General features: G+C 40.6%; 17 protein-coding genes. 10 read left to right on the top strand and 7 right to left on the bottom strand.

The features are described 5' to 3' along the window. Positions 1 to 16: 16 nt before the first annotated feature. The 4 genes from tpiA (at position 17) to ABJF11_RS07900 (ending at position 7,000) form a co-directional block, all read left to right on the top strand. Positions 17 to 772: a triose-phosphate isomerase gene (tpiA, locus tag ABJF11_RS07885; protein WP_348119257.1), complete on the top strand. Its 756-nt coding sequence runs from the start codon at positions 17 to 19 to the stop codon at positions 770 to 772. 27 nt (positions 773 to 799) lie between these two features. After that, on the top strand, positions 800 to 1,138 hold the full coding sequence (locus ABJF11_RS07890; RefSeq protein WP_348119259.1) for a DUF6150 family protein: 339 nt from the start codon (positions 800 to 802) through the stop codon (positions 1,136 to 1,138). After that, positions 1,139 to 1,972 (top strand): 50S ribosomal protein L11 methyltransferase, encoded by an 834-nt coding sequence (gene prmA / locus ABJF11_RS07895; RefSeq protein ID WP_348119260.1) that lies wholly within the window; start codon positions 1,139 to 1,141, stop codon positions 1,970 to 1,972. Positions 1,973 to 2,035: 63 nt separating this feature from the next. Next, complete coding sequence (locus ABJF11_RS07900) at positions 2,036 to 7,000, top strand: hypothetical protein (protein WP_348119261.1); 4,965 nt, start codon at positions 2,036 to 2,038, stop codon at positions 6,998 to 7,000. A gap of 2 nt (positions 7,001 to 7,002) precedes the next feature. On the opposite strand, the gene ABJF11_RS07905 is transcribed toward ABJF11_RS07900, so the two are convergent. The 3 genes from ABJF11_RS07905 to ABJF11_RS07915 all read right to left on the bottom strand — a co-directional run bounded on the left by ABJF11_RS07905 (position 7,003) and on the right by ABJF11_RS07915 (position 9,386). Beyond that, the gene (locus ABJF11_RS07905) at positions 7,003 to 7,560 is read right to left on the bottom strand and encodes an EF-hand domain-containing protein (protein ID WP_348119262.1); all 558 of its coding nucleotides are present in this window, start codon (positions 7,558 to 7,560) and stop codon (positions 7,003 to 7,005) included. Positions 7,561 to 7,572: 12 nt separating this feature from the next. Continuing rightward, a complete protein-coding gene (locus ABJF11_RS07910) occupies positions 7,573 to 8,169 on the bottom strand; it encodes a peroxiredoxin-like family protein (RefSeq protein WP_348119263.1) in 597 nt (198 codons plus the stop codon). Positions 8,170 to 8,264: 95 nt separating this feature from the next. Continuing rightward, positions 8,265 to 9,386 carry a hypothetical protein gene (locus tag ABJF11_RS07915; protein ID WP_348119264.1) on the bottom strand — a complete coding sequence of 374 codons (1,122 nt, stop codon included), beginning with the start codon at positions 9,384 to 9,386 and terminating at the stop codon, positions 8,265 to 8,267. A 96-nt stretch (positions 9,387 to 9,482) separates the two neighbouring features. On the opposite strand from ABJF11_RS07915, the gene ABJF11_RS07920 reads away from it, so the two are divergent. Together ABJF11_RS07920 and ABJF11_RS07925 are read left to right on the top strand one after the other, a co-directional pair. Further along, positions 9,483 to 10,067, top strand: a complete 585-nt coding sequence (locus ABJF11_RS07920; protein WP_348119265.1) for a DNA-3-methyladenine glycosylase I — start codon at positions 9,483 to 9,485, stop codon at positions 10,065 to 10,067. Positions 10,068 to 10,104: 37 nt separating this feature from the next. After that, positions 10,105 to 10,236, top strand: coding sequence for a hypothetical protein (locus ABJF11_RS07925; RefSeq protein WP_348119266.1), 132 nt, complete (start codon positions 10,105 to 10,107; stop codon positions 10,234 to 10,236). A gap of 48 nt (positions 10,237 to 10,284) precedes the next feature. Here ABJF11_RS07925 and ABJF11_RS07930 read toward each other — a convergent pair whose 3' ends face one another. Then, the gene (locus ABJF11_RS07930) at positions 10,285 to 12,663 is read right to left on the bottom strand and encodes a GAF domain-containing protein (protein ID WP_348119267.1); all 2,379 of its coding nucleotides are present in this window, start codon (positions 12,661 to 12,663) and stop codon (positions 10,285 to 10,287) included. 158 nt (positions 12,664 to 12,821) lie between these two features. Here ABJF11_RS07930 and ppk1 point away from each other — a divergent pair, with 158 nt between their 5' ends. Continuing rightward, positions 12,822 to 14,918 (top strand): polyphosphate kinase 1, encoded by a 2,097-nt coding sequence (gene ppk1, locus ABJF11_RS07935; RefSeq protein WP_348119268.1) that lies wholly within the window; start codon positions 12,822 to 12,824, stop codon positions 14,916 to 14,918. A gap of 29 nt (positions 14,919 to 14,947) precedes the next feature. Here ppk1 and ABJF11_RS07940 read toward each other — a convergent pair whose 3' ends face one another. Continuing rightward, a complete protein-coding gene (locus ABJF11_RS07940) occupies positions 14,948 to 16,174 on the bottom strand; it encodes a Pycsar system effector family protein (RefSeq protein WP_348119269.1) in 1,227 nt (408 codons plus the stop codon). 130 nt (positions 16,175 to 16,304) lie between these two features. Here ABJF11_RS07940 and ABJF11_RS07945 point away from each other — a divergent pair, with 130 nt between their 5' ends. After that, positions 16,305 to 17,201, top strand: a complete 897-nt coding sequence (locus ABJF11_RS07945) for an SdiA-regulated domain-containing protein (RefSeq protein WP_348119270.1) — start codon at positions 16,305 to 16,307, stop codon at positions 17,199 to 17,201. Beyond that, on the top strand, positions 17,201 to 20,869 hold the full coding sequence (locus ABJF11_RS07950; RefSeq protein WP_348119271.1) for a metallophosphoesterase: 3,669 nt from the start codon (positions 17,201 to 17,203) through the stop codon (positions 20,867 to 20,869). The genes ABJF11_RS07945 and ABJF11_RS07950 overlap by 1 nt, the downstream gene beginning before the upstream one ends. A gap of 44 nt (positions 20,870 to 20,913) precedes the next feature. On the opposite strand, the gene ABJF11_RS07955 is transcribed toward ABJF11_RS07950, so the two are convergent. Further along, a complete protein-coding gene (locus ABJF11_RS07955) occupies positions 20,914 to 21,351 on the bottom strand; it encodes a VOC family protein (RefSeq protein WP_348119272.1) in 438 nt (145 codons plus the stop codon). Positions 21,352 to 21,586: 235 nt separating this feature from the next. On the opposite strand from ABJF11_RS07955, the gene ABJF11_RS07960 reads away from it, so the two are divergent. Continuing rightward, complete coding sequence (locus ABJF11_RS07960; protein ID WP_348119273.1) at positions 21,587 to 22,072, top strand: CHAP domain-containing protein; 486 nt, start codon at positions 21,587 to 21,589, stop codon at positions 22,070 to 22,072. A gap of 160 nt (positions 22,073 to 22,232) precedes the next feature. Here ABJF11_RS07960 and ABJF11_RS07965 read toward each other — a convergent pair whose 3' ends face one another. Continuing rightward, complete coding sequence (locus ABJF11_RS07965; protein WP_348119274.1) at positions 22,233 to 22,757, bottom strand: hypothetical protein; 525 nt, start codon at positions 22,755 to 22,757, stop codon at positions 22,233 to 22,235. Positions 22,758 to 22,809: the final 52 nt, after the last annotated feature.

The following is a 22,809-nucleotide window of genomic DNA, read 5'->3' on the forward strand; positions in this document are numbered from 1 at the left end:
TATTAATAAACACACAATGAGACAAAAAATCGTAGCGGGCAATTGGAAGATGAATAATAACCTGGAAGCGGGTAAAAAACTTGCTCAGGAAGTACTGGACAAAGCCACGGGAAATGAAGAAGCACAAATTGTACTAGGCACACCATTTATTCACCTTACTGTATTGGCCGACTCAGTCGCAGGCAAAAAAGGGATTGAGATTGCAGCCCAGAATTGTAGTGATAAAGCTTCAGGTGCCTATACAGGTGAAACCTCTGCTGAAATGGTGAAATCAACTGGTACAAACTATGTCATAATTGGTCATAGCGAAAGAAGAGAATATTTCAACGAAACCAATGCGCAATTAGCAGCAAAAGTAGATTTAGCTCTTGCTCAAGAGCTGATACCTATATTTTGCTGTGGTGAATCTCTAGAGATTCGAGAAAAAGAGGAACATTTCTCATATGTGAAACAGCAGTTGACCGAAAGCTTATTTCATTTGTCTTCAGCAGACTTTGCCAAAATTGTGATCGCCTATGAGCCTATCTGGGCCATTGGTACTGGGAGAACTGCATCTTCAGCACAGGCACAAGAAATGCATGCTGAACTCAGAGCTCATCTAGCTAGCCATTTTGGTCAAGAGTTGGCCGATTCTTGCTCGATTTTGTATGGTGGAAGCTGTAAGCCATCTAATGCAAAAGAGATTTTTGAGGGTTCTGATGTGGATGGAGGTCTAATAGGCGGAGCCTCATTAAATGCGAATGACTTTCTTGCCATTGTCAACTCCTTCTAAAACAATATTATTCAACATTTTCCCATAATGATATCTCTTATTCTTTTCTTGATTTTTCTACCCTGGACGGGGTTTTCTCCCAGCGGATCACAATTTGATCCTTGTGAAATCTATGGGAAAGTTTATGTCGAAAGCAATCCAAGATATGCTCATTTTAGAGTGTACGAAGATGATTCTGAGGCCTTTGCTGACATTATTATTTTTGATGAAGAGAATACCTTATATGCAGACGAACCAGGGCACTGGTCTTTTGTGGATGACAGAGATTTTGCTGATGTTTACATATACTTTGAAAAAGACAGGAATTTAGCCGACTTTGCGGTTTATTATACAGACTATGCGTCCTTTGCCGGCTGCAACAGATAGATGACTTTCACAAAAATAACATTTCAGACTAACAGAGAATTTTCGGATATACTCACAGCCGAGTTGGCTGAATTGGGCTATGATACATTCGAAGAAACTGAAAAAGGTATAGATGCCTATATCCTAACCGAACGATATTCTGAAATCGCCATATCTGATATGGTAAAAAAATATGAATCGCTCGCTTCCATCCAATATAAAATCGAGACCATAGAGAAGGAGAATTGGAACGAGGAATGGGAAAAAAACTATGATCCTATAGCTGTAGACAGCAGATGTAGAGTAAGAGCCACTTTTCATGAACCGGATGATTCCTACACGCATGAAATCGTAATTACACCCAAGATGTCGTTTGGCACAGGCCACCATGCGACCACCCAAAGTATGCTGGAGTTGCAACTGGATGGCGATTTTAATGAGAAATCCGTCTTGGACATTGGTTCTGGTACAGGTATTCTGGCTATCATGGCGTCTAAGCTTGGCGCTGGCTATGTAGAAGCCACTGATATTGACCAATGGTGTGTGGAAAATGGATTGGAAAATTTTCAACTTAATGGATTGGCTCATATTGAATACCACAAGGGAGCTATTCAAATGCTCTCGCTAAAAAAATCCACTTACGACATTGTAATTGCCAACATCAATAAAAACGTTTTACTCGAAGAGATGCCTCATTATGCGGCTCTGCTACCAGTTGGTGGTGATCTCTACCTGAGCGGCTTCTATGAGGAAGATATTGCTGATTTAAAAAATAGTACGGATGAACATAATCTGATCCTTGAAAAATCAGTTATAAAAGACAACTGGACGGCATTGAAGTTCAGCAAATACTGATAAAGCACATAGCATATCGCGATCGGTTTACTATCTTTAGCAGTTGATTCAGAATAGCATTAGATGGTCTGGAATAGGCGAATATACTTTCTACTTTTTTTTATACTTATAACAAGTCTGGCGCAAGCTCAATATTTTAGGTTCTCACAGGAGCCTGACAAGTTTGTAGAAGACGTTGTGAATAATATATCTGGTATTGGCACAGAATCAGCCGAAAAAGTTTCCTACGACTTTAGGAATGCCTGGGCATCCAGCATCACGGATGAACAGAAAGTATCCATTATAGAAATTTGTAATAAAATGGAAGATCGTCGGTTTGGTACCCGACCGTATCATGAATACTTCTTTAGCCTTATCACCTATGCTTTAACTCAGGAAGGCTCGAATTCTGCGGAGCTGTCAACCATTCTGGACGTATGCCACCATGCTGTCGATTTCTATGAAAAAAATGAGGTCGCAGACTTTTTCAGAACACTTACTTTCTTTTTTGCACGCGGCGCTCTCTACAATTCGCATTATAACAAGCTAACTACCACTGGAGGGTTTTACGAAATAGCCTTATTGGAAGGAGAGCTACCAGAGCCTGAGCCAGAAGCCCCATTAGAAGAGGAGGAAGAGGAGTTTATATCCGAAGAGGAAGTCGAGGAGGAGTATACGGAGGAGGAGACTGGCACAGATGATTGGGGCAGCGACGACGGTTGGGGAAGTGATGATGGATGGGGTAGTGATGACGACAGCTGGGGAAGTGATGATGGATGGGGCAATGATGACAACGGAAACAGCGATGACAGTTTTTACAACAGCGAAGAATCAGAAAATTTTTCGGCTGAAGAAGAAAAGAAGCCGCTGGTATTGGAGAGGCAGGCTTTTTCTCTAGAGAAGATAGATTTAGTTGCTCAAATGAAATCCAATGATCAGGATCCAATTCTCTCTGGCCCAGCCATCAAGCTTACTGGTATTGAATTTAAGATTGCAACACCATATGATACGCTAACTATTAGCAATGCTTCAGGTACTTTTTTAATCAAAGATCAAGTATTCGTTGGAACAGCTGGCGAGGTGGATTGGCCAGATGACCTGGCTGGCACCGAAGGCGCTGTCGTATTGCTTGAAGGCTATTCATTCAATGTGAACATTCCCAAATTGAGAACCTCTCGAGCCAAGCTAAAATATCCCGATCTATTCAATGGAGAAGCGCCTGGGGCATTCATTTTCAAAAGTGGGAAACGACTTGATCATGAAGAAAAGAGATTCCCTCAGTTTATCTCACATCATTCCGATCTTGAATTGAGCCTGCCTGGAGAGAGATTAAAATACACTGGTGGATTCGCCATGAAAGGCGCTAGAAAATTTGGTACCTCTGTTTCTAAAGAGCCGTCTACGATTGAAGTAGCAGATGGTAAAGGAAGATCTTTTGTAGCTAAAGCTGTAGAGTATGTCTTCAAGGATTCGTTGATCTTGTCTGATAAAGTTGCATTTGTTCTCTATCATGGATCAGACTCTATCTACCACCATTCTGTACGATTTGACTACGATCAAGCCATATCAAAATTGACTCTGCTCAAGGACAAGGGAGCATACAAAAACACCTACTACTTCTCTTCCTTCTTTAAATTAGAATTTAAAGCTGATATGATACAGTGGCATCTTGAATCAGACAGCATTGACATCTCCATTCTCAATGCAAAGAATAGAGTACCTGCCCTATTCGAATCCGAAGAGTATTTCAATCCTTTGCGCTACAAGAAAATGACCGGATTGTTCGAGTTTCATCCGGTGAGAGCCGTTGTAGAATTTGCTCGACTGGTTCAGAGCCCAGAATACAACCTTCTCGAAATGCAGGAACATTTTGGGATCAAGCCCGAGCTGGCTTTCCCAGCTATGCAATTCCTAAAGCAAAACAATTATATTCTCTTTGATGAAGAGAACAATCAGATCAAAGTCCTTAGAAAGGCATTCCACTATGTGATGGCCTATACCAAGCAGAAGGATTTCGACAACATTCTTATTTCATCATTAAATCCGAATGGCTCCAATGCTTCTTTGAATTTTGAGACTGGCGAAATGGAGGTACGAGGGGTCAGTAGAATAGTGGTGACACCCGACGAAGACGTAAGAATCACGCCAGATTCGAGTCGGATTACTTTACTCGAAGACAAGAATATGAGATTTAGTGGAGGAGTAAACGCAGGTGATTTCAAATATCGTGGTACGGACTTCTTTTTCAACTATGATGAATATTTGATTCAAATGCCCGTCATCGATTCTATAAGAATTCAGGTTGATTTTCATGAAGGGGATGATGAGGAGAAAACGTCACTTAGCAATCACTTGACTCAGACCTCAGGTACGTTATACATCAACCACCCAAAAAACAAAGCCGGGGTCAGGCGATTTGCCCAATATCCTTTTTTCGTATCAGACTCAGAAGCCATTGTATATTTTGACAGTCCTGATATCTTAGATGGTGCCTATGACAAGTCTGTATATTTCGTGGTCCCTCCGTTTGAGATGGACAGTATCAATCGTGATGACCCTGCTGGGATCGCTTTCAAAGGGACATTCTATTCTGGAGGAATAATTCCACCGATAGCGGAGAACCTTGTGATCATGCCCGACAGATCATTGGGATTCGAACATCAAATACCTGCCTCGGGATATGCGCTCTATGGTGGCGAAGGCGTGTTGTATGATAGCCTATCATTGAATGCAGACGGTCTACGTGCTGATGGAAGAATTGATTACCGGACAACAACGGTAAATTCCGATGATTTTATTTTTTATATGGATTCTGTATCAGCGGTAGGACAGGAAGGTATCATCCGTGAAGGACAATTGGATCAGGCCTCATATCCTGAAGCAGTGCTGGCCGACTATAAGATGCTTTGGCTCCCGCTCAAGGACAGTATGTACATCGCCAACAGAAACGAACCATTTCAATTCTATAATTCCAGCGCCTCACTTGATGGAAAAGCCAATATTACAGCCGGCGGTGTCTACGGGTCTGGTGAAATGCTCTCACGAGGATCGCGATCAGTCTCTGATGAATTTCACTTTAGCCAATATGAATATTCAGGAAGACATGCAGAATTCGAAATCTTGACAGATAACCCCGAGAAACCAGCGATGAAAGGAGAGGATATAGCCTTAGAATTCAACTTGCTCGACAATATAGCCGAGGTCAGACCTGAGCAAGAAGGAGTCGCTGCTATCAGTTATCCATATGCTCAAATGAAAACCTCCATAACTGAAGCCACATGGTATCTGGATTCTGACCGAATTACCATGACCAAGCCTGATGAAATAGATATCAGCTCTTCCTATTTCTATACCACCCGTGAAGAGCTGGATTCTCTAGCCTTCAGCGCTACCAATGCGATCTATGACATCAACACCTTTGAACTCAACATACAGGGTATCCCTTATATCAAAGTGGCTGATGCTGAGATCATTCCAGACAACAACGAGACCACTATTTTCGAAAATGCAGTACTGAGACCATTCGAAAACGCCAAACTCAAAATTGATACGCTCAACGGGTATCACAACCTGTTTGATGGCAATATCACAGTGATTTCGAGCAAGAAGTTTGAAGGATACGCGACTTATGAGTTAGTCAATGCTGCACAAGACACCTTCGCTATCAAATTCGACAGCTTCGAATTGAAAGGCTTTCAGGTGGGTAAAAATGAATATGACAGTATGACCGTCTCAGGCGGTACAGTACTTGAGTCACAAAAGCTTCAGCCGTCACCAGGGTTTTTCTTTGCAGGAGATGTGACTATGTACGCCAATCGCAAGTATTTGGAAATGGAGGGACAAGTCAAGCCTAACATTACCAGTCTTGGGGAATATGACTATTGGATTAACTATTCTGTCCCCGAGGGTCAGGACGAAGTGTTGATCGACATCGATACAGCTACGACCACCACCGGCAAACCAATAGACGCTGGCCTGTATTACAATAGTGTCACCTACGATGTATACATGGCCTACGTGCATGATAAAAAGAGAGCTGCTGACGAGCCCATATTTAAAGCGGGAGGCCTACTTTCTTATACAGACTCATTGTCAGAATTTAGAATTGAAGATCCTTCAAAAACTCTAAATGAAACTTATTCCGGTAGAAGTTTCATTTATAATGACGATACTCAGCAGCTTCTGTTTGAGGGTCCGGTCTCATTTATAAGGAACAAACCCGAATTCTCCCTGGAGGCCACCGTACTTGGCTTTGCCAAGCCAGACTCCAACACCTATTTTATGGATGCGATGCTAGCCTTGGATATGAAGCTGCATCCGACCGTACTCACAGCTATGACTTCTGACATTACGGATGTAGTAGCTCAGGTTGGGCCTGAGGTGGCTCATGGCAATAACATCGAATTGATGTACAAGCTGGCCGATATGATTGGAGATCCAGCCACAAGAAATTATGAAAACAACTCGATGAATGAATATATGGCACTTGCAGAGAGCTCCCCTAAAGTCATCAAAACATTGTTTATTTCTAATGTGAATCTAGCCTGGTCACATCGACATCGTGGTTTTTACAATACTTCTAAAATGGGTCTGTCACATATACTTCAAACAGATATCAATGCCCTATCCGATGGCTTTCTGGAAATCAAGAAATCTGATGATGGAGAAGATGTTGTTCACCTGTTCCTGCAGATTGCACCATCTACCTGGTATTTCTTCAGCTATGAACATGGTCGTCTGATGATGTTTTCATCCAACTCGGATTTCAACAATTTCGTAACAGAAAATTCTACCATCAGCAGCACAGGCCTTGGTGAATATACAACTGTGGTGGGTGATGAATTCGAAGTGCTGAAATTTGTAAATGACTTCCGAAACAAATACTATGGAATCAATGAGGCATATAATCTGGAATACCCAGAAGAAACGCATTTGGAGGAAGATATCTATCAGACTATAGAAGATGTCGAAGGATCTGAAGAAGAAGACCCTGTAGAGGATTACAATACTTTCGAAGAATTAGAAGAGGACGAAGACGATGGATTCTAAAATTAAACTCTGCTTTCTTCCCATCCACCAAAAAGCCAGTTACCCGCAGTGTTAGGGTTATCGCTTCTCATAAATTGATCCACAGACCGAATCATTTCCTCTTGAGAAAGTCTTCCATCATTGTTGGTATCCAGGTTTCTAAATGCCTTTGGTGCGAAACGAACCTCAATTCTCATCCCAATGAATAAGTCGATATATTCGGTCTGCGATATAAACCCATCATCATTGATATCAAATAATCTAAACAGAGTGGTCACAAAGTTATTGAGGTACTGCTTATAAGTTTCTAGATTTTTGGGATCCAGAAGCACAGTCATAAACTGCAACCATTGTTCTTTTGTCCCTTCTCCATTTTCCACATACGGGACTAGCTTATCCCATATACCTTTGGTCATTCCCATAACCACATCGTATTCGGGAGTATCTAAATCTATATCACGAATGATGGCTAAGTTCTCACCTATCGCTTCAAAATCTTCTTCTTCGATTGAGCCATTTTTATCAAAATCAAGAATGTTGAAAAAATGAGAAAGTTTCTTTATTTGTAGTGGTGTCAGCATAATAACTCAAACTTATAAATTCTGTAAGATTTTACCTACGGTCGCGCGTTTCTTATAATCCGGATCGAAAAAAGCATACAATATTTTTTTGTCTTGTCCGATAATATAAGTTGCAGGAACCGGTAGGTTGGGGCCATTGTCTCCATTGTTTTCTACTAGATCAATTCCCCAGTGTTTATATTTTTTTAACATCACCTCCTCCAATTTAAAGGTCACATGATAGGTATTCATAATGTCAAGACTCTTGTCATGAATGATTTTAAAAGAAGCTCCGGTTTTATCAACGGTTTTTGCGACTCCTTCAGGTTTCTCAGGTGTGACAGCCACTACTATTCCTCCCTTTTCGGTAATAAAATTGAGTGAGTCCTCCATCTGAGAGAGTTGTTTGTTGCAATGAGGACACCAATGTCCCCTATAAAACATCAAAACAACTGGCCCTTTTTCAAGTGCATTGTACAGTTCGAATGTATCTCCGTTCTGATCAACACCAGAAAAGTTTAGGGCGATATCTCCTTGACTTAATTGAAAAGGTGCATCCTGTGCACGGCTGATTACGGCTGCAATCAACATTACCGAAAATAGAGCAAGTTTATAAAATGGTCGCACCATTGTTTTACAATTTGTCGGCTAATATAATGCTTATACGGTTCATTCAACAATTCAGAGTTCAATTGTTGTTCTCACATTGCTGGTAAAAAATACCCCTATTTAACCTTAAGTATATCCTTCATGTGAAAAATGAAATTTTCTAGCGCCTCTTCCCATGTCAAATCAGCGTCCCACCTTGATCCCAGGTATACATCTTTAGTATAGACATGTTTTACAAAATACTTGGTCACCACGGCATCTACAGGTTGTGTGCTAAGTGTACTCCCAGCCTTGATGGTGACATAATCAGTTTCGTAAGGATCCACTTCATAGTTGAGCATTTTCTTTATGGTCTTACCAGTACTGGTAATAGATTGTAACGCTAACTGATATCCCTGATTATAAATTTCATCATCTTTCCCACTCTCCGAGAAGACATATTTCAACGGGTAATCAAGCATTATTTCCTCCAATCTTCTATTTTTTCTTTCAACCTCAGCATTAAACGACGCAATATTTCTTCGAGCTTCATCATCCAAGGCAGAGCTGTCCTCTACTTGATATTTTCTAAACTTTGGGACCACCAGTTTGTCTACCTTGAGATCCATGGCGTAGGTAGGAATTCTTTTGGCCTCGAGGATTTTGGTGTCCGTAAAAAATTCTGGCAGATCGGGAATAAGATAATTGGCTAAGTTCATTTCTGCTCTAAAGACATCTTTTCTCATTTCCTTGAGTAAGACATCCAGCACTGGCCCTTCCATCTGCCAAGCTTTTTGACCTTCACTAATAAAAGTGTTTTTGTCATTAAACGCAGTTATGGATATGACAAATGACTCAACTCCCTGCTCGTTGGCTGGGGACTGCTCCACCACTATTATATATTTTATCTCACGACGCTCCATTTCCTTTGCAAATGAGGCATTGGCATTGGGGTTGGCAAAAAGATCATCGAGATAATAATAGGCGACGGCATCAATCTTCATTCTTCGGAAGGATTCATGTACACGTCGCGATAATTCTCGCCAATCCTTACGGACACTAGGGTTAGCAATCGTTGGAGGTACCGAGACAAAAACCACTGATTTTGTCGACAGCAAATACTTGGGCAAATGAGGCTGAATGTCAAGATTTTTCATGGATAACCATCGCACAGTACCAGACTGAGCATTAGCCGGCTGGCCTATGAAGAAAAGGCCGACAACCAGCACTAGAATAATCGACGTGAAGTAATTGCGCAAAGAATTGATTGTTATAAATTATTGAAATCATTTAACGTTGAAAAATAGCCAAATTGATACACTTCCCGTTATTTTTATCATAATAATCTACGAGCCATGAATAAAGCAAAGTGCGAGTGGGCCCTTGGTCACTATAAATCATATGAAAACTACCATGACAAAGAATGGGGCACGCCTACATATAACGATCGGGTACATTTCGAATTTCTCATTCTGGAAAGTGCACAGGCAGGCCTGAGTTGGAGTACTGTACTAAAAAAGAGAGCAGGATATAGAGAGGCCTTTGCACAATTTGATGTACACGAAGTAGCAAAATTTGATGAGGAGAAAATCGAATCTTTAATCTCAAACCCGGCAATCATTCGTAATCAACAAAAAATAAGGGCTGCTGTGAATAACGCAATCAGGTTTTTGGAAGTACAAAAGGAATTTGGTTCTTTCTCAAACTATATCTGGTCATTTGTAGAACACAAGCCGATCATTGGGCATTGGAAGAGCAAGCAGGACGTGCCGGCTACTACGACAGCATCCGACACGCTGAGTAAAGATTTGAAAAAACGTGGGTTCAAGTTTGTTGGAAGCACCATCATGTATGCCCATATGCAAGCCACTGGTCTGGTCAATGATCATACAACCGACTGTTATAGATATAGAGAACTTTTGAGTTCAATGGATTCTTAGTTATCTTCGCAGGGATATTTAAAAAAGAACCACGATTATGTTTAATCCAGCAGTTACTTCAGGTGTAGATTTATTTGTGAATATTGTGATCGCTCTCGTCAGTTTTGCTGCAGCGGTCTCTCTTATCGACTTTAGAAACACCAACAAAAAGGAAGAAAAGGAGGCTTAATTATAGCTCCCTGTGAAAATATAAAATCCAACTTACGTTGGATTTTTTTTATGCCACTTCCAGTAGTTTTTTCACCTCGTCTATTATGGAAGAAGATTCCATATTGACAGCAATTCTCAGCGCCCTTAGCCCGCTTACTCCCTGTAGCTCTTCCAGTTCCAACTGCTCAACTTCCCCAATCAATAGGCCTTTGTTTTTGAGATAATCTATATATCTCCTGTATTCTTCAGCATCCCTATCTTGCGAATAAATGATTGCTATTTTGCCTGGCTGTGTTATTCTCTCCTCGGAATCTTTGACCACTGCCTTATCTATTCGTTTTTTGGTGATCTCATAACGAATATTGTATGCACCATCTACATCGAATTTCTTCTCTTCCTGTCTGAATCTAATAGACAGTGGATTTGAATGCACCAATATTAAATGAGTGGTCTCCAAAGGCATTGGTAAGCTAGGAATAAGGGCTGCACTCCTGTTGGCAATCTCAGCGGTCACCACAAGTTGCCACAACCGTAGATTTCTTAGATAAACTTCGTCGAACTCAAGGTGCTCTACCATAGACGCCCCGATATAAATGTTGTGCTCCACACCATCAGTTTTATATTTTTCGAAATAGTGTGGAAACATTTTTTGGGCCTTTTTCTCTTCTTCATCCAAGATCGTCCCTATTGTATCATTGAGCATGGTTAGACTATCCTCAAAGTTTTTTCTGTGTTCGTAGACGACACCAATCTCGGTATCCAAAGCATTCCAATACTCTGCAGAAAATTCACTATTGTCTGCGTGATTGGCTTCAATATTTCTAATGATTGGCTCGACCTCCTCTTGAATAAACTCAAGTATGACTGTTTCGTCGCCAGTCACCAGCTTATTTTTTATTTTTTTTCTAAAAGCATCCAACCTGAAAATCGTTTCATCCAAAATGGGAAGATTGGTAAGCTCCATGGCTTTGTTGAGAACCTTTTTGGCAAGCTGCAGCTGTCGGTTCAAATCCTTATAAATGCAGTGATGTCTTTCGACAGATGAGTTTCTAATGTCCGATGCCGCATACAGAGGAAATACATTGTTGAAGACAATGTTGGGAGCCACAGCGTTTTTATTCTGTGAAATCTGGTCCAGCATTTCATGCGCTGCATTATTAAACTTCCATTCTACGGTGGGGTGAATCGAAGTGTATTTCTGCTTAATTAAATTTTGAATGTTATTCTCAATCTCTTCAGAGCTTCTTTTAACAGCTATAGAAAACAAAGGAAGTACTTCTTTGATCCGGGTCAGCGTAAGTGCATTCAGATCCCCTTTATTGGGAGATGCAAGCTCCAAGAGGCCCACAAATTCGTCATTATAAAACAGGGGATTCAGAATCAAATTGTTGACTCCGCCATGCTGCAATGTAGAGGCTTGCTCTTGCAGTTGGCTGCAGCACTGTGACATGTCTTCCACTATCATCGGCTCAGCCTGATTGGCAAAGCGTTCATAAAGATGGGCATTAGCGTTTACACAGTCTATTTTATCGCCTTGACCTATCAAAATACTACGTCCGGATTGACCTCCGAAATTGATAAATCTATTCTTGCTCTTTTGATAACCTGAGATTCCAAGCCTGACGTCAGAAAGCTGTAATAGTGAACGGAACTTTTGTTCCAAATCAAGAAAACTTGCTTCATCAGTAATACTGTCTTTCTCCAGCAAATTTTCTTTCATTCTGGATAGCACCTGCTCCTTAGTGACTTCGTTCAATTTGAAAACAATCAAGCCTTGAAACTCAAATATTTCCGTCGGTAGCATTTCCATCCAAACGTCTACATTGTCGACATTATCCGTCAGGTGTTTAATACCCTCTTCAGATAAGTCAGGCAGATCCCCTTTGAGCTTGATTTCGCAAAATTTTGGATTTATCGTAATTTTAAAATACCTGCGCAACCCTGTGCGGTTGTTAGTCAGTGTATAAATGATATCCTTGTCCAACTCGATTGTCAGGCCATAGTACATCTGCATGATAGCAAAGTAAGCCGCCATCGTCTTGTGCAGCATGATCTGAGCCATCTCTTCCGGATCCAACAAGGCCTCATAAGATCCCGCCTCCGCCATCAAATCCCGATAAGCTTTTGTAGAATGTACGTCTTCTTTTTTAAACGGAGCCATAGCCGACACCATCTCCTCTTCTTCGGTAAATGGTGAAAATATAGCCGTCATTAGAAGGTTTACAACTTCTTTGTGCCTGTCCAATACGGTCATATCATCGATAGGCTCCAAAAGCTCAGGCGCTTTTTCCAAACGCTTCATTATTTCCTTTGCCGTAGAAGCAAGAAAAAAGTTCTTGTCATTGGTACGTACCTGCCAATATCCTATCAAGTTGGTCAAACTCAACTTTGACTCAAAAGGGAAACTTGCTCCCATATCACACTGCTCCAACTTTGCCTCCATCATTTTACTTAAAATCCTTGACTAGCGAACGTATGGACTGATTCTTTAGTTTCAAATCTAATTACTTTCTGACTATTAAAATTTAACAAATTAATCATACGCATCTTAGGCTGTTTAAAGGTGGTTGGCTTATATTTCTCTTTCAAATTGAGAAATAGGAGTTGGATACTGAGCAAAAAACGGAACAAAAAAAGAAAGAAGTCAAAAACCTGTACTTCAACAGAGATCTCAGTTGGATGACTTTCAACTATCGTGTCCTTTTGGAGGCAAAAAGTAACGAAGTCCCTCTCTACGAACGGTTGAGGTTCCTCGCGATCTACTCCTCGAATCAAGATGAATTCTTCAGAGTACGAGTTGCCAACATTCGTCGGCTGGTAGAAATTGGTAAGAAAAAAATTAATAAAGCATTAGATATCAAACCAGATATATTGCTCGATAGGATTCATGAAAGAATCCAAATCCAATTGGATGAATACGGTCAGACGTTAAGAGAGCATGTGCTAAAGGAGCTTGAAAAAAATGGCGTATTTATATTGGAGCCCAATCAACTCAATGAAGATCAGCGAGCGGCATGTCTTTATTATTTCAAAACTAAGGTGCTTTCGTTTCTGCAGCCCTATCAATTTGATAATCCGATCAGGGAGCCATTTCTCAACAATCGAGAGTTGTATTTTGCAATAAAACTTAAGAGTAAGTTTTCGCAAGATATAAAGTTCGCTTTTATCAATATCCCATCGAATCGTCTGCCCAGATTTTTCAAATTACCCTCACCTAGTTTTCAGTTTCACTACATTTTTCTGGACGACATCGTTTCTATGCATCTGGATTTTGTATTTCCTGATTATGAGGTGCTTGAGTGCAAAAGTATAAAAATGAACAAGGACGCTGATCTGAATATCGAGGATGAGTTTAGTGGGGATTTAGTTGAAAAAATTCAGAAGCAGATTCAAAAGAGAAACCTAGGCACGCCAGCTAGATTTTTGTTCGATCGATCCATGTCTCCCGAACTACTAAGCAACTTTCAAGATGTTTTTCATCTGTCAGAAGATGATCTGGTCTCTGGTGGTAGATATCATAGTCTTTTCGACTTTCTGGATTTTCCAAATCCCATAGGCTCATCGCTTGAGTTTGAACATCAAGAGCCTTTAAAAAATTATAAGATAGATAGACATCGATCAATCTTCACAGCTATTGATGAATCTGATCAGATGTTGCATTTTCCATATCATAGTTACAATTACATCCTACAGTTTTTTAATCAAGCTGCGATAGACCCATATGTGACAGAGATCAAGGTGACATTTTACAGAATGGCCTCGGACTCCCTCATAGGTAATGCGCTCATATCGGCTGCTAAAAACGGCAAGAAAGTAACTGTCTTTATAGAATTGAAGGCTCGATTCGATGAAGAAAACAATCTGATATGGGCAGAGAAAATGCAGAAAGAGGGTATTAGAATAATATATAGTATCCCTGGCCTCAAAGTGCATGCAAAGGTGGCTTTGGTTAAGAAAAAAACAGAAGATGGCTCAAATAAAATTTATTGCTTCTTTGGAACTGGCAATCTCAATGAAAAAACAGCCAGTATCTATTGCGACCATGGGCTGCTCACTTGCCACAACAAGATGGGAGAAGAATTGGACCAGCTGTTCAAATACCTTTATAAAAGGATACAGCCCAAACCCTTTAAACACCTGTTAGTCTCTCAATTCAATATCATTGATTCGTTCAACGCCCTGATTCAGCGAGAGATTGACCATGTAAAAAATGGTAGGGAAGGCAAAATAATAATCAAGCTCAACAATATAGAAGAGCGCGGCATGATTGACAAACTCTATGAAGCGAGCCGAGCTGGTGTAAAAATCGACATGCTGGTTAGAAGCATTTGTTGTATCATACCTGGAGTGGACGGAATGAGTGAAAATATCACCGTCCGCAGGATCGTCGGCCGCTATCTTGAGCATGCCCGAGTGTTCTGGTTCAATAATAATGACAAAGATGAACTGTTTATGGGTTCTGCAGATTGGATGAAGAGAAACCTTAAAAGTAGAATCGAGGTGACTTTCCCTGTATACGATAAGGCACTAAAGCAAGAGGTAAAGGAAATACTACGTCTTCAGCTTCAGGATAATACCAAATCAGTATTGCTGGATCAAAAAATGAACAATATCCCTATCCAAAGAACCAAAGGCCAGAAGCTTTACAATGCTCAGGAAGATTCCTATCAGATGATAAAAAAGTGGGAACAGACCGGTTGATCTATTGCTCATAGACCCGGCAAATGCAATTAATACATGTACTGATTCTTGAAGAACACTTCGGCTACGATGAAGGATAGTACTGCGATCACGAAACCAAACATAAATACGGTGTAGGCCATCCTTAGCATTCTATATTTTTTTCCTAGAACAGCGCCTAAGTAATAAATATCTTTAATCAGACTGCCATACAGGTAATGGCTATCTTTCATCAATTCATTCATTCCCCATTCATACTCCTCCAAACTCATTTTATGAAAATTGCCAAAAAAGAGAAGATTGGTTCGCTTATTCATGATATCACTTTGTGTAAACTTCCCTTTTGAAATATTGGGCCGTGTAGCCAGTATGCTTAGCACGATCGTGATCAAACAGATAATGGTCAAAATCAATGTGGGTATTATAAAATGAGGGTACTCCTCTAGTTTCCTGATGAGCACTGATATAATAATAGAAAGTATGATCGAATTAATAGAGATCATAATGTTCGCCTTGTTGTCGGCCATCCCGCTCAAATCCAGATGATTTTTTGAAGTGGTGCGAAACATTGTCTCTATACCTCTGGTAGGTTTTATGTCCTCCTTTTCTTTGGCCTTAGCTAATTTTTGTTCAAGAGTAGCTACCTTTTTCTTTAGGTCGGCGTTCCTTTCTTTTTTACGTTCAGATATTTGCGTTTGTAACGCTTTGAGGTTCTTTTGCTTGCCCTCCTCAAAGCTCTTCTTGGCAAACGTGGTAAAATATTCATGCCCTTTTAAGAAGTCTGAATTTATTTTGAGCCAGGAAGAGTTCTTGAAGTCCTCATCGTTTATTTCCTCCCATTCTTTTCTCAAGAGCTGAGCCCTTCCATCAAATTGATCCGTCGAAAGGTGATACAAATCCGCATCACAAAGCACCTCTTCCAATTTGGTCAGCGGTCGCTGAGGCATCATGGTCGCCATTATACAGCCTTCAACGCTGGCGATAATTTCAGAATCAACTTTGTTGTTGGTCAAGAAGTCCCGAGCGATCTCTGCACTCTTTCTTTCATGATTTTCGCTATCATAGATATGGCCCAGATCGTGAAACCATGCCGCAATTTCCACAATTTCTTTCTCTTGGTCAGAGAGACCTTCCCCTTCAGCAATTAGTTGTGTAGCACTTACCACATCTTCAGTATGCTGCAGGTTATGATAGTAGTATTTATCGGGCAACTCGTTTTTGAGAGAAGTAACTACATATTTCGATACCTCCCCTAACATCTTTTTTAGACTCCCCATTTTTTCTTAGTTAAACCACAAATTAACAAAATTGCCATGAAACAAAATCCTACTATATGGGGTAACATACCAAACGCATTTCATAAGTTTATGCTTATTTCTCTGATATTAATATATTAGTCCAGATGTCATGCCTTACACAAAGTATACTATGATAATTCTTTTGGCTCTGTTCGTGGGATGTCAGTACAACTCCAGGCCTACCGCAGAAGCCTTGTTTTATCATACGCCATCTACACTTGAAAATTACGACCTTAAAAAACCGGATGCAAAATATTTCTTGCCATATGTCCTTGAAGAAATCTCCGGGATGACCTATTACCAACCTGGAGTAATCGCCTGCATTCAAGATGAAGATGGCAAAATATTTTTTTATAATCATCACAAGCGAGAATTAGAAAAGACCATAAAGTTTGAAGGATCGGGTGACTATGAGGGAATCACTTGTGATGGAGAAAAATTATACATCGTAGAAAGCAATGGAGATCTGCACAAAATTGTGCTAAACGATCAAGGGAAAATAGAAAAGAAAAAGAAATACAACACCATACTTAAAAAGAGCAACGACGTAGAAGGATTAGTTTATGATCCTGGTACAGAGAATTTGTACCTTATATGTAAGGGCGATGCTGGATTAGGCAACAAGAAGACCAAAGGCAAGGCAGCCTATATTTTTGATCTTGACAAAAAAGAAGTCAAAGAAAAACCAGCATTCAAAATCACAAAAGACGATATCAAAAATTTTCTTGAAGAAAATAAGGATTTCAAATACGAGTCTAACAGAATTAACTTTAACCCATCTGGCATTGCATTACATCCCACCAACGGTCACTTTTATATTATCGCATCGGTGGGCAAGTTGATGCTGATTACTGATAAAAAGGGCAACATCAAAGGAAGTATCCCTCTAGATCCGCGTCTTCTGGGGCAACCAGAAGGTATATGCTTCGCCCCAAATGGTGATATGTTTATCTCAAGTGAAGGCCAGGGCGACAAGGGGTATATCTTGAAATTTAATATGAACTAATGATTCGATCGATAACATTATTTGCTGTCATTGCACTTACTCTGGTAGAAACTGGGTTTGCCCAAACCCCACAGACTTCACATAAGGTCTTCTTGATAGGAGATGCTGGAGAGCCAAAGCTGGCAAGTGAAAACTTTGCTACGCTTGAAGCTGAATTAAACAAGGCAGGCAAAAATGCTACTGTTATCTTTCTTGGAGACAACATTTATAAGGATGGATTGCCGGATAAAGATCACAAGGACCGCGACCAACAGGAAGATAAACTGCTCAAGCAACTTGAAATCACCAAAAACTTCAAGGGTAAAACAATTATTATTCCCGGAAACCATGATTGGGACCATAGCGGCAAAGAGGGCTGGGATCGAGTCAGAAATCAATCAAAAAAGGTAAAAAAGTATTACGATAGCAAAAAAGTGTTTTATCCCAAAAATGGAGAACCAGGCCCCGAAGAAATAAAACTGGACGAAGGTTTATTCTTAATCGTCCTAGATCTGCAATGGATCTTACACGAATGGGAAAAACCTCTGACCTCTGATGTATTGGTACCACACAAGGAAGCTGACATTTTGCATGACTTCTACGAAATGCTTGAGGCTCACAAAAATGATCACGTCATAGTTGCGGCGCATCACCCGATGTATAGCTACGGTCCTCATGGTGGAAAATATCCGTTTAAGAGGCACCTATTCCCTCTAACGGCCCTAAATCCGGACCTATATATTCCTTTACCCGTGATTGGTTCTATATATCCGGTATACAGATCGACCGCAGGGTCGTTGCAAGACATCCCACACCCGAAGTACAAAGCGATAAGAAATACCATAGCGAGTGTATTGTCTTACTACCCCAACGCAATCTTTGTGTCTGGACATGAACATTCGCTACAGCATATTGAAAAAGACAAGGTCAATTATATTGTAAGTGGGTCTGGCTCGAAAGTATCATATCTAAAGAAAAAAGGGAAGTACCTGAAATTTGGTGAATCTAGAAGAGGGTTCGGTGCCGTGTCTTATTTGCCGTCAGGCCAGCCTAAATTGGAGTTTTGGGCTGCAGATGCACAAAGTCCCAAAGGGGAAAAAATCTATGAAACTTCCCTCTATTCATTTCAATACAGGCCCGATAATTATGACTATCCCAGATATTCGTTTGACGATAGCGTCCGTCTGGCTCATGCCTCTACACAATATGATGCTGGAGGTTTCAAACGGAAATTGATGGGAGTTAATTATCGTGAGATATGGGAAACCGAGGTAAGTGCACCTATTTTTAACATTACAGAAGAGAAAGGAGGCCTTGAGATCATAAAAAAGGGTGGCGGATTGCAAACCAATTCTCTTCGTATGCAGGCTTCAGATGGTAGGCAATATGTCCTAAGGTCGCTTGAAAAGTACCCAGAAAGAGCTGTTCCAGAAATCATGAAAGGAACCATTGCAATAAACATTGTGCAGGATCAGATGAGTGCCAGCAATCCGTACGGTGCATTTGTCGTACCTCATATGGCAGAGGCCGTCGGCATCTATCACACCAACCCCAAGCTCGTGTACATCCCAAACGACGGCGCACTGGGGAGACATCGCCAAACTTTTGCTAATTCACTGGCCTTGTACGAAGAACGACCTGCGAAAGACTGGTCTGGTTCAGGCATTTTCGGGAACTCAGACGACCTCGTAAATTCACCGGAAGTCCTGGAAGAAATACATGATGACAACGACAATGAAGTAGATCAGGTATTTGCACTTAGAAACAGAATGTTTGATATGACAATTGCCGATTGGGACAGACATGAAGACCAATGGCGCTGGGCTTCTTTTGACAAAGATAAAGGCACACTCTATCGCCCCATACCAAGAGACAGAGATCAAACATTCTACCTAAACGAGGGCTGGTTGCCAAAGCTGGCGAGTCGACGCTGGGCTATGCCAAGAGTCGAAGGATTCAATGACAACATAAGATGGACGCCTGGTTTCAACTTCAACGCTCGACATTTTGATCGTTGGTTTTTGAATGAGCTTTCAAGAGAAGATTGGGCCAAAATGGCAATAGAGGTGAGAGACAAACTATCTGATGAAGTCATCGAAGAGGCCATCGGGCAATGGCCGGAAGAAATCTACAAGCTTGCTGGCGAACGAACCATCAAAACTTTGAAGGCCAGAAGAGACAATCTTCCGGACTTCACCATGCGGCATTATGAATCACTTTCTCGTGAGGTAGAGGTACTAGGATCTGATAAGAAAGAATTGTTCATCATAGAAAATATGAGTAGGGACAGTCTAAAACTAACAGTGTACAAACTGTCTAAGGGCAAAGAAGTGAGGCAGGTTATATACGAGCGTATTTTTATCGGCAAGGAAACCAAAGAGGTGAGAATCTACGGGTTGGACGATAATGATCAATTCAAAATAACTGGGTCAGCAAAAAGCAAGATCAACGTGCGAATCATTGGTGGAAAAGGGAAAGACACATTTTATGATGAAACCACCGCAGAAAAGGCCAGCAATATAAAAATATACGACAAGGCTCATTCCTCTAAAATAGCTACCGAAAGACAGACTTTCAACTCGAAACTGAGTGAGAAAAAAGGCATCAACAAGTACAATAGATATTGGTTCAAATATGACAAATTGATGCCTATGGTCTATGGTACTATAAATCCCGATGATGGTATTTTTATTGGCGGCGGGTTTAGATATACCAAGCAAGGCTGGCGCAAGGACCCATATAAATCCGAACATTTGGTACTTGCAAATGTAGCCTTGGAAACCAGGGCTTTCAACGTGAAGTATGAAGGTGACTTCAATGACGTCATAGGCACTTGGAACGTGGGACTTGGGATTGATATCAAAAGCCCTGTAGTGAACAACTTTTTTGGGCTGGGTAATGATTCTGAATACAACCTCGATAGGGGAGTTGATTTTTATCGAATAAGAGTAGAAGAAAGGGTATTGGAGCTGAGTATGGATAAAAATCTTGGCAACAAGGGACTCTTCTCTTTCGGAATACGACAGCGAACTGTGGAGGTAGAAGAGCGTGCTAATTCGTATCTAAGCTCTACCGGATTCAGTGAGTTCGACACAAGCGAACTCTTCGAGAATGCACGTCATTATGGTGGGCTTTATAGCCAGTTGGAATTCGACACGAGAGACGAAAAACTTTTTCCAACACGTGGATTATATTGGGAAAATGAGCTTTCTGGACACAAAGGCCTTAGTAACAATACTACGGACTATGGCCACCTTCATACAAGCCTTGGTCTCTACTACAGTTTCCAATACCCTGCGTGGCTCACACTTGCGTCTCGCACCGGTTATGCGCATAACTTTGGAGACTTCGTAGCCGATGAGTTTTATAATGCCAATACATTGGGTGGCAGAAGTAATCTTAGAGGTTTTAGAAAAACTCGTTTTTACGGGCGAACAAGCTTCTATCAAAATGTCGACCTCAGGCTCAAACTCTTCGATTTCTCCTCTATCCTCTTCCCTGGGAGGTTTGGTATCCATGGTTTTTATGACGTTGGTCGTGTGTGGACTAAAGAAAACTCCAATACCTGGCATCGATCTGTAGGCACTGGCATTTGGGTAGCACCGCTAAGCAAATTCGCAGCAGCACTATCCTATGCATTTTCTCCAGAAGAGGATCTCATTTCTTTCGATTTCGGTTTCTTCTTCTAAGTTCCTCTTGGTATTCGCTTTTTTTGTTCTAATCACATAGACGGCTAATTCGCCTCAATTTTGACCATTCTATAGACCTGACCGCCCGGTGCTTGAAAATACAGCTCTCCCTTTTCAGGTCGATCTTTTATGATTTTGGCCGTTGAGTTTTTAACTCGGTTATATCGTCGATCAAAATCGTCTACCAAAATTTTTATCCATAGGCCGCCATAAAACGCATCCGCATCAGGTACATCTTTGAAGTCTTGCTGATAGATTAGATTGAGTCGAAGATCATTGTCAAACTGAATATAGTCTCTAACCACTGGCTCATCAAATGATACGACTTTTGCCCCAAGTGTTTCTTTATAAAACGTCTGAATTTCTGATCTGGACTCTAACAATTGATTGATTTTTAAATCTCCTAAATTGACTGCTTCTTGAGCTAAGATTGAAAAAGTAATTCCAAGCATGATCATGCCTGATAAAATAATTGTTTTCATTTCACTTAATTTTAGAATGTGGAATTTGTATGGTTCTCCATTTACCTGGGGTTAACTTCAAGATTTGAAATGGAGATGAAGTTTTTATAGATAATCTTATGAATGGACGCTGTTTGCCGGATGAATGGTGGGATTTTGCTATTCCTAACTACAGCCAACAAAGTTTTCTATGAACGATAATTTAGACTTGAACCCTATTTTGCCTTAGTTCGTTATACCCTTTAAAAGGGTAACAATGCTAAAATCTAGTCTGCTTATTCTATTGCTCTCGCTCTCATATACTATAGAGCTACCAGAGCTCAATGCCAAAATCATTACCTACATAGATAGTGTAATGGATAAAAAAGTAGCTCGAGGAGAATGCTGGGATCTTGCAGCAGGTGCACTGGCCTATTCGGGAGCCTATTTCGATCGTAGCTCTCAAAAAACAGTCACAATCTATGGCAGAAAACTCAATCCAAAAAATGAAGAAGTTCTTCCCGGTGATCTGATCCAATTCGAAAACGTTCAAATGAAATGGTCTGTAGGAAATACCACTTATAGCTCGGCCATGGCTCAGCACACAGCTATAGTATATAAAGTAAATGCCAAGGGTGATTTTGAAATTGCCCATCAAAACACCAGTGAATGGGGTAAAAAAGTTGGCGTTAGCAATTTCAACCTAAATCATGTCACCAAAGGAAAAGTCATGATTTACCGACCTATTAAAAATAAAAAGTAAAGGTCAATTGAGTAGGGAATTCTAAGCCCGATAACTCTTCTGAACAACACAGCCGCCAATAAAAAAATCTGCTGAATAAAATAGTCCATTCAACAGATTTTAAGTTTCAATTTGTGGTCATAGCTCAATTAGCAAATGCCGGTTTATCTCAAATGAGTGTTTAGCCCCCAATATTAATATTGTAACCAATAGTAAATAAAACAGGCCATGGCTCTTGCAGCTCAATGCCTGGCAGACTCTTCACGATGTCCACATCATTGTCATATTCGGAAGATCGGAATGGGAGTAATAGTCCAAAATTCCAGTAGTTTTCCTCATTCTTTTTACCGAACAGCTTTACTCCAAAGCCGACAGTAGGGCCAAGATATACTTTGTCCAATTCCGTGAAGCCTTCCACCTTCAGAGCTGCATTGGTTCCATACATGGCACTAAAATAAGCTTGAGCCCTTTTTTCTGATGGTACATAGTACATCACTCCAAAGTTGTAACCGAATCCTGCTAGCTGATGACCCAAGCCAATGAACATTCCAAAATTGTCTGACAAATTGTGGGTGATAGACCCACCAATACCACCATAGTTAAGTCCCAAACCAATACCAAGATGAGTTTTACCCTTTTGTGCTTGAGAATATCCCAAAGAAGAACAAGCCACTAGTATGAACAGTACGACATATATTTTTTTCATAGCAACTTTTTTTTGCACGAAATTATATGAAAGACCATTGAGAAAAAAGTCC

This window comes from Reichenbachiella sp. (assembly GCF_039941815.1).
GTDB lineage: Bacteria > Bacteroidota > Bacteroidia > Cytophagales > Cyclobacteriaceae > Reichenbachiella.